The organism is Streptomyces regalis (assembly GCF_001509475.1).
Classification (GTDB): Bacteria; Actinomycetota; Actinomycetes; order Streptomycetales; family Streptomycetaceae; genus Streptomyces; species Streptomyces regalis.
Genome location: NZ_LLZG01000401.1, coordinates 1 through 12,138, shown reverse-complemented (window position 1 = coordinate 12,138; position 12,138 = coordinate 1). Strand labels below are relative to the sequence as shown.

Below are 12,138 nucleotides of genomic sequence, written 5' to 3'. Positions count from 1 at the left end.
GCGGGAGGACACGCCATGGCACCACAGCGATTCCACGAGCAGTTCGAGCAGATCCAGCGCACCATGCCCGACGTCCCCCTCGCGATGGGACCGGACGACTCCGGCGAGTTCATCTACGAGAAGGGCTACATACTGGTCCGTGACGGCGAGGACGCCCGCGTCGTCGAGGAGACCGTGCGGGCGCACTTCACCGCCGAACCCGACCTGGTGCAGGACCACGTGCGCCGCGCGAGCCCGCAGAGCAACCGCTCGGGCATCACCCGCATCCAGGTCGGCGACCCCGGGGAGGGCGACCGCAGCGGCGACCGCACCGTCGCGCACGCCCTGCGCGCCCTGCGGGAGACGGAGGGCCGGGCCGGACGGCGCCTCGTCAGCCGCAACCACCTCGTCGCGATCGCGGGCGGGGTCAACTCCTGTCCCGGCGACGAACCCGTGCCCGCCCTGCTCAAGCGTGGGATCAATCCCGCGGCGGCCGAGGGCGTCCACGACCCGGACACCGCCGTCGGCGTCCTCGTCATCGACACCGGCCTCATGAACGACTACCGCTCCTTCCCGCTGCTGGCCCACACCGAGGGCGACGCCCAGGTCAAGGAGTGCGACGACGACGGCATTCTCCAGGAGTACGTCGGCCACGGGACCTTCATCGCCGGGCTCGTCGCCGCCGTCGCGCCCAACACGGACATCACCGTCCGCAACTCCCTCAACGACGCGGGCGCCCTCCTGGAGTCCGAGTTCGGCGAGAAGCTCTTCGAGGCCGTCGACGCGGGTGGCTGGCCCGACATCCTCAGCCTCTCCGCCGGCACCTCCAACGGCCGCACCGACGCGCTGCTCGGCGTCGAGGCATTCATGCAGGAACTGCGCGGCCGGCGCACCCTGCTCGTCGCGGCGGCCGGCAACAACGGCAGCGCCACGCCCTTCTGGCCCGCCGCCTACGCCGACGTACCCGACTACCAGGACGTCGTGCTGTCGGTCGGAGCGCTGCGCGAGGACGGCGAGTTCGGAGCCTGCTTCAGCAACCACGGCGGCTGGGTGAAGGTGTACGCGCCCGGCGAGCGGCTCACCAGCGCCCTCACCGGCTTCGACGAGCCCGTGCCGTACGTCTACCAGCACTCCACCTACGACGCCTGCCGGTACGGCTTCGGCTACTCCTGCACCTGCCAGTCCCCGCGCCACACCGGCGTGTTGAGCGAGCAGGGCCGCAGCGTCAAGCCGGACCAGGTGATGTTCGAGGGGCTCGCACACTGGAGCGGCACCTCGTTCGCCACGCCCCTGGTCGCCGGCATGATCGCCGCCCACATGACCGCGCAGCAGGAGCGCGACCCGCGGGTCGCCCGGTACAAGATGCTCGCGGCGAACTCCGGGTTCGCGGAGGTGCGGGGGGCGCACGTTCCGGCACTCCGCCCCTCGACCTGGCGCCCTGCCCCCGTAGTGCCACCGGCTCCTCGCTCATGAGGGTCGGAACCGTCCCCTCCGCGGCGTACGATGACTTGCCGTACACGAGGGGTGGGGCTGTGGACCGTGCAGATGTCGGTGCCTTGGTGCAGTCCGCCGTCGACGGTGACGCGGCGGCCTGGAAGGCGCTCGTGGAAGGGCTGAGCCCACTGGTGTGGTCCGTCGTGCGCGCGCATCGGCTGGGCGACGCCGACGCCCATGAGGTCTACCAGACCGTCTGGTTCCGCTTCGCCCAGCACCTCGGGCGCATCCGTGAACCCGAGAAGGCCGGATCGTGGCTCGCGAGCACCGCACGGCACGAATGCCTGAAGGTGCTCAAGAGCTTAAGGCGGCTGACGGTGACGAGCGATCCGCAGCTGCTCGACCGGGTCAGCGAGGACCGTACGCCCGAACAGTCGATCCTGGACTCTGAGGAGGCGGCCGCCGAGAGTGAGCGCATCCGCTGGATGTGGCAGGAGTTCGAGGAACTCGGCGACCGCTGCCGCCAGTTGCTGCGCGTGCTGATGGCCTCGCCGCCGCCCAGCTACCAGGAGGTGTCCGCCGCACTGGGCATCGCCGTGGGCAGCATCGGGCCGCTGCGCCAGCGCTGTCTGCGCCGACTTCGGGCCCGACTCGACGCACGGGGAGCGCTGTGAACGACGACATGCACGACGAAGTGACGGACGAAGAGCCCCTCGGCGAACGGTCCCTGGGCGACGACGGCTTCGACGTCGAGCTGCTGGAGGAGGAGCTCCGCCAGGCCGCCGCCATCCTGGACCCCGTCCCTGCCCAGCTGCGGCAGAGCGCCGTCGCGGCCTTCGCCCTGCACGACCTCGACGCCCGTATCGCCGAGTTGACGTTCGACTCGGTGGTGGACGCCATTCCGGTCAGGGGGGCGACGGACGTGCCGCGGATGCTGACCTTCCGGGCCGGCGAGGTGACCGTCGATGTGGAGGTGAGCGCGCAGGGGCTGATGGGGCAGGTGCTGCCGCCGCAGCAGGCGCGGATCGAGGTGCTCGGCGGCCCGCAGACGGCCACACCGGTCGTGGCCGACGCCATGGGCCGCTTCAGCAGCGACGCACCGCCGAGCGGCCCCTTCGCCCTGCGGCTGCGGACCGGCGGGGAGGTCGTGGTCACGGAGTGGCTGCGGGCCTGACGCGCCGCGTCAGCGGGAGGCGGCGTCCACCAGTGCTGCCAGCGCCTGCGTGAGCCGGGTGAGTCCGGGACCGGCCGGACCGCCCGGCTCCGCCATGTACGTGTCCCGGCGGATCTCGATCATCAGGGCGGCCACCCGGGGCTCGGTGCCGTAGAACTCCAACGGGACGTACGTACCGCCGAACGGGCTGTCGAGCCCTGTCTCCCCGCACGGGGCGAACGCCTCCCGGGCCGCGGCGAGCAGTTCGGGCGGCGTGTGGAAGGAGTCGGTGCCCAGGCAGACCGGCGGCCGCGGGCCCTCACCGTGCAGCTCGTAGGGGAGCCGGGCGGTCGGATAGGAGTGGATGTCGATGATCACGGCCCGCCCAGTGACGGCGAGGCGATCGGCCACGGCGTCCGACATGGCCTTCGCGTACGGCCGGAAGTACCGCTCGATGAGGGGTTCGGGGTCGGCGTCCGCAGGCCTCAACGGTGCCTTGTGCGTGGTCCGCGTATAGACGGCACCCATACCCACGGCCAGCATCTCCTCCCGCTCGTCCGGGAACCGCTCCGGGTCGACGACCAGCCGCGAGAGCCGGTTGACGAACCGCCACGGGGTCACCCTCGACGCCCCGGCCGCCTCTTCCGCGAGCTCAGCGGTGTGCGCGTCCACGATGTGGTCCAGCTCCCGCTCCAGCGCGAAGTCGTCCAGCACGATCCCCGCGCGCACCTGCGGCGGTATCTCCCGCGCCGAGTGCGGCACATGCAGGATCACCGGCGATGCGTCGGCTCCGGGGAGCAACTCGAACGACGGCACGGCAGAGGTCATGACGGCTGCTCCCGGGGCGTTGTCAGTGGCGTGGTGCACCATCACAGCATGAACATCGGCAACCAGCAGGTGACCGCGCACCCGTTCCTCACAGCCCTGTATGCGGACGGCTACTACCCCGACCACGTGGTGGACCGGGGCAAGGCGATCCTGCTGCGGCTGTGCGAGCGCATCGAGGCGGAGCGGCCCGCAGACCTGGCCGCGCTGTACGTCCTGACCCAGGCGGCCACCGACGAGTTCAACGCTCTGCAGGACGACGACTTCGACATCGAGACCGTGGCCCGCGAGGAGATAGCCGGGGACTTCTGGTTCGTGGCCCATGCCTATGGATTCGCGGACGCGGACGATGAGGAACTGATCGCCACGCGGGACTGGTGACGCGGATGACCGTCCACGAACTCTCCCGTACCGACGCCCGCCGCATCGCCGTGCGCGCCCAACTGCTGGACCGCTCCCGGCCGGCCGGGCTGCTCGATGTCGTACGGCGGCTGACCCTGCTGCAGGTCGACCCGACCGCCGCTGTCGCGCCCAACGCCGATCTCGTCGCTTGGAGTCGGCTCGGGTCCGCCGGTTACTCGCCGGCCGACCTGACTGCTGCCCTCGCCGACCGGACGCTGCTGGAGTTGCAGGCGATGATCCGGCCCGGTGAGGATCTCGCGCTGTACCGCGCCGAGATGGCCGAGTGGCCCGAGCGGGGGACGCCGTCCTCCTGGCGTGAGTATCACCGTAAGTGGGTGGCGGCCAACGACGCCTGCCGCCGGGACATACTCGACCGGCTCGGCGCCGCAGGGCCGCTGCCCTCCCGCGAGTTGCCCGACACCTGCGAACTGCCGTGGAAGTCGAGCGGGTGGACCAACAATCGCAATGTCACCAAGCTCCTGGAGCTGATGGTGCAGCGCGGGGAGGTCGCCGTGGCCGGACGCCGCGGCGGGGATCGGCTTTGGGACCTGGCCGAGCGGGTCTACCCCGACGCCCCCGCGGTACCTGTCGAGGAGGCGCTGCGCATCCGGGACGAGCGGCGGCTGCGGGCGTTGGGTATCGCCCGCGCGCGAGGGCCGGAGTGCCAGGTCGAGCCGGCGGACGTGGGGGAGGCCGGTGAGCCGGCCGTCGTCGAGGGCGTGCGGGGTGAGTGGCGTGTCGATCCGGACCGGTTGGGGCAGCCGTTCGCGGGGCGGGCGGCTCTGCTGTCGCCCTTCGACCGGCTGATCCATGACCGCAAGCGGACCACCGAACTCTTCGGCTTCGACTACCAGTTGGAGATGTACAAGCCGGTCGCCAAGCGCCGCTGGGGATACTTCGCGCTGCCGATCCTGTACGGCGACCGGCTGGTGGGCAAGCTCGACGCCACCGCCGACCGCAAGGCGGGGGTGCTGCGGGTGAACGCCATCCATGAGGATGTGCCGTTCACGAAGACCATGAGCGTGGAGATCCGCACGGAGCTCGAGGACCTGGCCCGCTGGCTGGAGGTGGAGCTCTTGCTGCCCGCCTGAGTGAGCGGACACGACTGCGCCCCGGCAGACGTGGTGTCGGCCGGGGCGGAGCCTGGGAGCGGGGGTGCGTCAGCTCAGGGACGCGAGCGCCTCGTTCCAGGTGGCCGACGGGCGCATGACCGCGGCGGCCTTGGCCGGGTCGGGCTGGTAGTAGCCGCCGATCTCGGCCGGCTTGCCCTGGACGGCGATCAGCTCGTCGACGATCTTCTGCTCGTTCGCCGCGAGCGTCTCGGCGTGCGGGGCGAACGCCTTGGCCAGGTCCGCGTCGTCGGTCTGCTGGGCCAGCTCCTGCGCCCAGTACAGGGACAGGAAGAAGTGGCTGCCGCGGTTGTCGATGCCGCCGACGCGACGGGTCGGGGACTTGTCCTCGTTGAGGAAGGTCGCCGTGGCGCGGTCGAGGGTGTCGGCGAGGACCTTGGCGCGGGTGTTGCCGGTGGCGGTCGCGTACTGCTCCAGGGACGGCACCAGCGCGAAGAACTCACCGAGGGAGTCCCAGCGCAGGTAGTCCTCCTTGACCAGCTGCTGGACGTGCTTCGGCGCGGAGCCGCCGGCGCCCGTCTCGAACAGGCCGCCGCCCGCCATCAGCGGGACGACCGACAGCATCTTGGCGCTGGTGCCCAGCTCCAGGATGGGGAAGAGGTCGGTGAGGTAGTCGCGCAGGACGTTACCGGTGACCGAGATCGTGTTCTCGCCGCGGCGGATGCGCTCCACCGACAGCTTGGTGGCCTCGACCGGGGCGAGGATACGGATGTCCAGGCCCTCGGTGTCGTGCTCCGGCAGGTACTGCTTGACCTTCTCGATGATCACGGCGTCGTGGCCGCGGTTCTCGTCCAGCCAGAACACCGCCGGGTCGCCGGTGGCGCGGGCCCGCGTGACGGCCAGCTTGACCCAGTCGCGGATCGGGGCGTCCTTGGTCTGGCAGGCGCGGAAGATGTCACCGGCGGCGACGGCCTGCTCCAGGACGACGTTGCCGGCCTCGTCGACCAGGCGGACCGTGCCGTCGGCCGGGATCTCGAAGGTCTTGTCGTGGGAGCCGTACTCCTCGGCCTTCTGCGCCATCAGACCCACGTTCGGGACCGAGCCCATGGTGGCCGGGTCGAAGGCGCCGTTGGCCCGGCAGTCCTCGATCACGGCCTGGTAGACGCCGGAGTAGGAGTGGTCGGGCAGGACCGCGAGGGTGTCGGCCTCCTGGCCGTCCGGGCCCCACATGTGGCCGGAGGTGCGGATCATCGCCGGCATCGAGGCGTCGACGATCACGTCCGACGGCACGTGCAGGTTGGTGATGCCACGGTCGGAGTCGACCATCGCCAGCGCCGGCCCCTCGGCCAGCTCCGCGTCGAAGGACGCCTTGATCGCTGCGCCCTCGGGCAGTGACTCCAGGCCCTTGAGGATGCCGCCCAGACCGTCGTTCGGGGACAGACCGGCGGCGGCCAGCGTCGCGCCGTACTGCTCGAAGGTCTTCGGGAAGAACGCGCGCAACACGTGGCCGAAGATGATGGGGTCGGAGACCTTCATCATCGTCGCCTTCAGGTGTACGGAGAACAGCACGCCCTCCGCCTTGGCGCGGGCGACCTGCGCGGCGAGGAACTCGTTCAGCGCGGTGACGCGGAGCACGGCGGCGTCGACGACCTCACCGGCGATGACCTTCAGCGGCTCACGCAGGGCGGTGGTGGAGCCGTCCTCGCCGACCAGCTCGAAGCGGAGCGTGGTGGCCTCGGGGATCACCACGGACTTCTCGGTGGAGGCGAAGTCGTTCTCGGCCATGGTCGCCACGTTCGTCTTGGACTCGGAGGTCCAGGCGCCCATGCGGTGCGGGTGGGTCTTGGCGTAGTTCTTGACCGAGGCGGGGGCGCGACGGTCGGAGTTGCCCTCACGCAGGACCGGGTTGACCGCGGAGCCCTTGATCTTGTCGTAGCGGGCCTGGATCTCCCGGTCCTCGTCGGTCTTCGGGTCGTCCGGGTAGTTCGGCAGCGCGTAGCCCTGGCCCTGCAGCTCGGCGATGGCCGCCTTGAGCTGCGGGATGGACGCCGAGATGTTCGGCAGCTTGATGATGTTGGCCTCGGGCGTCTTCGCGAGCTCGCCGAGCTCGGTGAGGGCGTCCGGGATGCGCTGGTCCTCGGTCAGGTACTCCGGGAACACCGCGATGATGCGGCCGGCCAGCGAGATGTCACGCGTCTCCACGGTGACACCCGCCTGCGAGGCGTACGCCTGGACCACCGGCAGGAAGGAATACGTCGCCAGGGCCGGGGCCTCGTCAGTGTGCGTATAGATGATGGTCGAGTCAGTCACCGGGTGCTCCGCTCCACGTCTGCAACATTGCTCGACATCAAGATATCTCGTGATCGACCTCGGCTCGACAGGGGTCCGCGCCACCGGGTGCGGGATGTGTGCCGAGATCTCCGGATCCGGGTAAACGGAGGTACCGCCTCCGTGCAACCTGATCGGCCGATCCCACAGTCATGTAGGGAGATCACCGATCCGGCGGCCGGTCCTGACCACCCGGCCTGCCCCAGCGAAAGCGGACCATGAGATATCGCACCCGAGTGACGGCCCCCGCGGCCGCTCTCATCGGAACCGCGGCGGCCCTGACCACCGCGCCCTCGGCCCACGCCACGCCGACGCGCACGGGGACGTCGGCCCCCAGGACCTCCGGCGGCCCGGGCCCCGAGACCCTCGGCGACACCGTCTACCCGGCCCTCGGCAACGACGGCTACCGCGTCGCCGCCTACCACCTCGACTTCTCCTACGACGCCACGACCCGCCTGGTCGACGCCACCGCGACCCTGAAGATCCGCACCACCCAGGCCCTGACCCGCTTCTCCCTCGACGGCCTCGGCCTCGACATCCACTCCGTCCGCGTCGGCGGCCGTACGGCGACGTTCGAGCAGGTGGACGAGAAGCTGCGCATAACGCCCGCGCGGACCCTGCCCGCCAAGTGCGCGGTCACCGTGTGCGTCGAGTACTCGGCGGACCCGCGCCGTGCCCTGCCGCACACCGGCTGGGTCGACACGCTCGACGGGTTCGCGGTGGCGTGCCAGGCGGACTCGGCGCACACCGTCTTCCCCTGCAACGACCACCCCTCCGACAAGGCCGACTTCACCTTCCGCCTCACGGTCCCAGTCGGCCTGCGCGGCGTGGCGAGCGGCCTGCTCGTGCGCACCGAGAGCCTGTCGGGCGGCCGTACGGCGTACACGTACCGCTCCCGCGAGCCCATGGCGACGGAACTGGTGCAGATCACGGTCGGCGACTACGTGGTGAAGGACCGGCAGGGCCCGCACGGGCTCCCCCTGCGGGACGTCGTCCCGGCCGCGCGCGCCGAGGCGCTGGAGCCCGCGCTCGCGCTGACGCCGAAGCTGGTGGAATGGGTGGAGGCGCGGCTCGGGGCGTACCCCTTCGAGACGTACGGACTGCTGCCCTGCAACTCCGACGCCGCGGAGCCCTTCGGTTTCACCGGTCTGGAGACGCAGACCCTCACCATCTACCGGCCGAAGTATCTGCTCCAGGAGGAGAAGAAGATCGGCTCGCACATGATGCACGAGCTGGTCCACTCCTACTTCGGCAACAGCGTCAGCCCCGCCACCTGGGCCGACCTGTGGCTCAACGAGGGACACGCCGACTTCTACGGGCTGCTCTACCGCTATGAGCGCGGCTGGCCCGACTCCCTGGGCATGACAACCTTGGAAGCCCGGATGAAGAACACCTACGCGCAGGGCGACCAGTGGCGCCATGACTGGGGGCCGGTCGCGGCGCCGAACGCGGCGAACCTCTTCGAAGGCCAGCGCTATCTGGGCGGCGTTCTCGTCCTGTACGCGCTGCGCAATCTCGTCGGCGAGGAGCCCTTCAGCGCGCTTGAGCGTGCCTTCCTCGCCCGGTACCGCAACTCCTCGGCGTCGACGGAGGACTACATCGCCGTCGCCTCGGAGGTCACCGGCCAGGACCTGTCCGGATTCCTTCGGGACTGGTTGTACGGCACGAAGACGCCGCGGATGCCCGGGCACCCGGACTGGACGGTCACCCCGGTGAACCCGGCGCTCACCGCGCCGCGCCGCCGCAAGGGTGCCGACCACCACGAGAGCTCGGCCACCCTGTAGCGACGTCCGGGTACGTCAGTCGAGGCGGACGGAGGCCACTTCGTCCGCCTCTTCGGGGAGGCGCTGCTGCGGTATCGCCACCGTGCCCTGCTGGATCGCCACCGTCCGCGTGGGCGCCGGGATGCGGATGCCCTCCCGGCGGTAGCGCTTGTGCAGGCGCTTGATGAACTCGTGCTTGATCCGGTACTGGTCGCTGAACTCACCGACGCCCAGGATGACCGTGAAGCCGATCCGGGAGTCGCCGAAGGTGTGGAAGCGGATGATCGGCTCGTGGTCCGGGAGGGCGCCCTCGACCTCGGTCATCACCTCGCCGATGACCTCGTTGGTCACCCGCTCCACGTGGTCCAGGTCGCTGTCGTAGGCGACGCCGACCTGGACCAGGATCGTCAACTCCTGCTCGGGGCGCATGAAGTTGGTCATGTTCGTCTTCGCGAGCTCCCCGTTGGGGATGACGATCAGGTTGTTGGAGAGCGCGCGTACGGTCGTCTGGCGCCAGTTGATGTCCTCGACATAGCCCTCCTCGCCGCTGGCCAGCCGGATGTAGTCGCCGGGCTGGACGGTCTTGGAGGCGAGGATGTGGATGCCCGCGAAGAGGTTGGCGAGCGTGTCCTGCAGGGCGAGCGCGACCGCCAGACCGCCGACGCCCAGGGCGGTGAGCAGGGGCGCTATGGAGATGCCCAGGGTCTGGAGCACCACCAGGAAGCCGATGGCCAGGACCAGGATCCGGGTGATGTTGACGAAGATCGTGGCCGAGCCGGCGACGCCGGGGCGGGACTGGGTGACCGTCCGCATCAGTCCGGCGACGCCACGGGCCACCGCCAGCGTCACGACGAAGATGAGCAGCACGGTCAAGGTCTTGTTGACGTTGTGCTGGACCGTCCGGGTCAGCGGCAGCGCCGCGCCCGCGGAGGCCGCGCCGCCGAGGAACGCCGCCCAGGGCACCACGGTCCGCAGCGTGTCCACGATGAGGTCGTCGCCGCTCCAGCGGGTGCGGTCGGCGTGCTTGCCGAGCCAGCGCAGCAGCATGCGCAGCAGGAAGGCCGCGAGCAGCCCCGCCGCCAGCGCGATCCCGGCGATGACCAGGTCGTCCACAATGAGCGCTCGCTTCACCGGTCGCCTCCGTGGTGAAGAGCTGCGGCGAACCCCTTCGCCGACGGCCGGATGTGAAGTCTCGTCACGTTGTCACCTGCTCGTTTTCCGCGATGTGCCATCGTGTCGGCCACCCGTCCCCCGAGGCCGGCACGAGGGCTCATCCTGCCGTATCGGGCACAGGTGTTCGTACCAGGATCGGCGCCCGGACGGCGTCTTGGGCCGGTTTCGGGCATTCTCCGCCGACAGCCGGTGGGCGAAGGGGCACTTGCCGCCCACGGCCTGGGTACGCAGAGCGCCGCTTGACGCCCGCGCACCCCGGCGGCAGGCTGGCGCGGGTGATCGCCGAGGCGGCCGAGACAGTCGAGGGCGTCGCGGGAGTCGACGGGGAGAGGTGCCATGACAGGTCCGGTGCTCGCGATCGACCAGGGGACCTCCGGCACCAAGGCCCTCGTCGTCTGCCCCGAACGCGGCGTCATCGGCACCGGATTCACCGCCGTCCACCCCCGCCATCTGCCCGGCGGCCTGGTGGAGGTCGACCCCCACGAGCTGTACGCCTCGGTCGTCGAGGCCGGAAACCGCGCGCTGGCCGAGGCCCGCGAACCCGTCGTGGCGCTGGGCCTCGCCAACCAGGGCGAGACCGTGCTCGCCTGGGACCCCGGCACCGGCCGCCCGCTGACCGACGCGCTGGTGTGGCAGGATCGTCGCGCCGAGACGGTGTGCGCGGAACTCGCCCCGCACGCCGACGAGTTACGCCGACTGACCGGCCTGCCCCTCGACCCGTACTTCGCCGCCTCCAAGATGGCCTGGATACGACGCCATCTGACCCGCGACGGGGTCGTCACCACCAGCGACGCCTGGCTCGTCCACCGGCTCACCGGCGCGTATGTCACGGACGCCGCCACCGCAGGCCGTACCCAACTCCTCGACCTCGACCGGGCCGACTGGTCGGACCGCGCGCTCGACCTCTACGGACTCTCGGACGAACGGCTCCCTGACGTCGTCGACTGCGCCACCCCGGTCGGCACGACGACCGCCTTCGACGGCCCTGAGATCCCGCTCACCGGCCTCCTCGTCGACCAGCAGGCCGCCCTCCTCGCCCAGCGCGTCACCGACCCGGGCGGCGCCAAGTGCACCTACGGAACCGGCGCCTTCCTCCTCGCCCACACCGGTGACACGCCCCGGCGCACCGCCTCCGGCCTGGTCAGCTGTGTCGCCTGGCGGCTCGCCGGACGCACCGACTACTGCCTCGACGGCCAGGTGTACACGGCCGCGTCCGCCGTCGGCTGGCTCACCGACCTCGGCGTCATCAAGGGCGCCGCCGACCTCGACGTGGTGGGCGCCACGGTGCCGGACAGCGGCGGAGTCACCTTCGTGCCCGCCCTGGCCGGTCTCGCCGCCCCCTGGTGGCGCGGTGACCTGCGCGGTTCGCTCACCGGACTGGGCCTCGACACGGGCGCCGGACACCTGGTGCGCGCACTGTGCGAGGGCATCGCCGCCCAGGTCGCCGAACTCGCCGACGCGACCGAGACCGACCTCGGCACCGCCCTGCGGGTGCTGCGAGTCGACGGCGGTCTGACCCGCTCGGCCCTCCTCATGCAGACCCAGGCCGACCTGCTGCAACGCCCCGTGGAGGTCTCCGCCCTGCCCGACGCGACCGCACTGGGCGTCGGCGCGCTGGCCCGGCTGGGCGTGGAGCCGTGCCTGACGCTCGCTGAGGCTCTGCCGGACGGGAAGCCGGCGGCGCTCTACGAGCCGCGCGTCACGGCGGGTGAGGCTGCCGGGCGGCGTGCGGCGTTCCGGGCGGAAGTGGGGGCTCTCCTTGGTGGGACGGGCGGGGCGTCCGTATGAGGGGGGCGGCCGCGCGTTGTGGTCGGGTGGGAGGGTTCGCCCTGCCGGACGCGGCGGCGTGGGGTGTCGGTGTGCTGGCCTGGCTGGGTGTGGGCCCGGGGTTGGTGCTTGCTGAGGTTCTGCCGGGCGGGATGTCGGCCGTGCTCTATGAGCCGCGCGTCATGGCGGGTGAGGCTGCCGGGCGTCGTGCCGTGTTCCGGGCGGAAGTGGGGGCTCTCCTTGG

The 12,138-nt window shown here is 71.0% G+C and carries 10 protein-coding genes and 1 pseudogene; 8 read left to right on the top strand and 3 right to left on the bottom strand.

Features of this window, described 5'->3' with window-relative positions; translation table 11 throughout:
• Positions 1–15 precede the first annotated feature (15 nt).
• Genes ADL12_RS43505 through ADL12_RS43495 form a run of 3 tightly spaced genes read left to right on the top strand, consistent with a single transcriptional unit; the run spans position 16 to position 2,587 of the window.
• Positions 16–1,452 (top strand): S8/S53 family peptidase, encoded by a 1,437-nt coding sequence (locus ADL12_RS43505; RefSeq protein WP_062713891.1) that lies wholly within the window; start codon positions 16–18, stop codon positions 1,450–1,452.
• Between the two features lie 59 nt (positions 1,453–1,511).
• The gene (locus ADL12_RS43500) at positions 1,512–2,087 is read left to right on the top strand and encodes an RNA polymerase sigma factor (RefSeq protein ID WP_062713889.1); all 576 of its coding nucleotides are present in this window, start codon (positions 1,512–1,514) and stop codon (positions 2,085–2,087) included.
• An 8-nt stretch (positions 2,088–2,095) separates the two neighbouring features.
• A complete protein-coding gene (locus tag ADL12_RS43495; protein ID WP_208614744.1) occupies positions 2,096–2,587 on the top strand; it encodes a hypothetical protein in 492 nt (163 codons plus the stop codon).
• A gap of 9 nt (positions 2,588–2,596) precedes the next feature.
• On the opposite strand, the gene ADL12_RS43490 is transcribed toward ADL12_RS43495, so the two are convergent.
• Positions 2,597–3,394: an N-formylglutamate amidohydrolase gene (locus ADL12_RS43490; RefSeq protein WP_062713887.1), complete on the bottom strand. Its 798-nt coding sequence runs from the start codon at positions 3,392–3,394 to the stop codon at positions 2,597–2,599.
• Positions 3,395–3,442: 48 nt separating this feature from the next.
• On the opposite strand from ADL12_RS43490, the gene ADL12_RS43485 reads away from it, so the two are divergent.
• On the top strand, positions 3,443–3,772 hold the full coding sequence (locus ADL12_RS43485; protein WP_062713937.1) for a DUF5713 family protein: 330 nt from the start codon (positions 3,443–3,445) through the stop codon (positions 3,770–3,772).
• Positions 3,773–3,777: 5 nt separating this feature from the next.
• Positions 3,778–4,884 carry a DNA glycosylase AlkZ-like family protein gene (locus ADL12_RS43480; protein WP_062713885.1) on the top strand — a complete coding sequence of 369 codons (1,107 nt, stop codon included), beginning with the start codon at positions 3,778–3,780 and terminating at the stop codon, positions 4,882–4,884.
• Between the two features lie 69 nt (positions 4,885–4,953).
• Here the strand turns inward: ADL12_RS43480 and ADL12_RS43475 are convergent, their stop codons facing one another.
• A complete protein-coding gene (locus tag ADL12_RS43475) occupies positions 4,954–7,173 on the bottom strand; it encodes an NADP-dependent isocitrate dehydrogenase (RefSeq protein ID WP_062713883.1) in 2,220 nt (739 codons plus the stop codon).
• 236 nt (positions 7,174–7,409) lie between these two features.
• Here ADL12_RS43475 and ADL12_RS43470 point away from each other — a divergent pair, with 236 nt between their 5' ends.
• Positions 7,410–8,975, top strand: coding sequence for a M1 family metallopeptidase (locus ADL12_RS43470; protein WP_062713881.1), 1,566 nt, complete (start codon positions 7,410–7,412; stop codon positions 8,973–8,975).
• Between the two features lie 15 nt (positions 8,976–8,990).
• Here ADL12_RS43470 and ADL12_RS43465 read toward each other — a convergent pair whose 3' ends face one another.
• On the bottom strand, positions 8,991–10,085 hold the full coding sequence (locus tag ADL12_RS43465) for a mechanosensitive ion channel family protein (protein ID WP_062713879.1): 1,095 nt from the start codon (positions 10,083–10,085) through the stop codon (positions 8,991–8,993).
• A 378-nt stretch (positions 10,086–10,463) separates the two neighbouring features.
• Between ADL12_RS43465 and ADL12_RS43460 the strand changes: the two genes are divergently transcribed.
• A complete protein-coding gene (locus tag ADL12_RS43460) occupies positions 10,464–11,915 on the top strand; it encodes an FGGY family carbohydrate kinase (protein ID WP_062713877.1) in 1,452 nt (483 codons plus the stop codon).
• Between the two features lie 26 nt (positions 11,916–11,941).
• Positions 11,942–12,138 (top strand): annotated as a pseudogene (locus ADL12_RS55850) (FGGY family carbohydrate kinase); the annotation flags it as partial.

Coding starts and splice junctions, on each gene's coding strand:
- ADL12_RS43480 (WP_062713885.1), top strand. CDS start 3,778: ATGACCGTCCACGAACTCTCCCGTACCGACGCCCGCCGCATCGCCGTG.
- ADL12_RS43495 (WP_208614744.1), top strand. CDS start 2,096: ATGCACGACGAAGTGACGGACGAAGAGCCCCTCGGCGAACGGTCCCTG.
- ADL12_RS43490 (WP_062713887.1), bottom strand. CDS start 3,394: ATGACCTCTGCCGTGCCGTCGTTCGAGTTGCTCCCCGGAGCCGACGCA.
- ADL12_RS43470 (WP_062713881.1), top strand. CDS start 7,410: ATGAGATATCGCACCCGAGTGACGGCCCCCGCGGCCGCTCTCATCGGA.
- ADL12_RS43460 (WP_062713877.1), top strand. CDS start 10,464: ATGACAGGTCCGGTGCTCGCGATCGACCAGGGGACCTCCGGCACCAAG.
- ADL12_RS43505 (WP_062713891.1), top strand. CDS start 16: ATGGCACCACAGCGATTCCACGAGCAGTTCGAGCAGATCCAGCGCACC.
- ADL12_RS43485 (WP_062713937.1), top strand. CDS start 3,443: ATGAACATCGGCAACCAGCAGGTGACCGCGCACCCGTTCCTCACAGCC.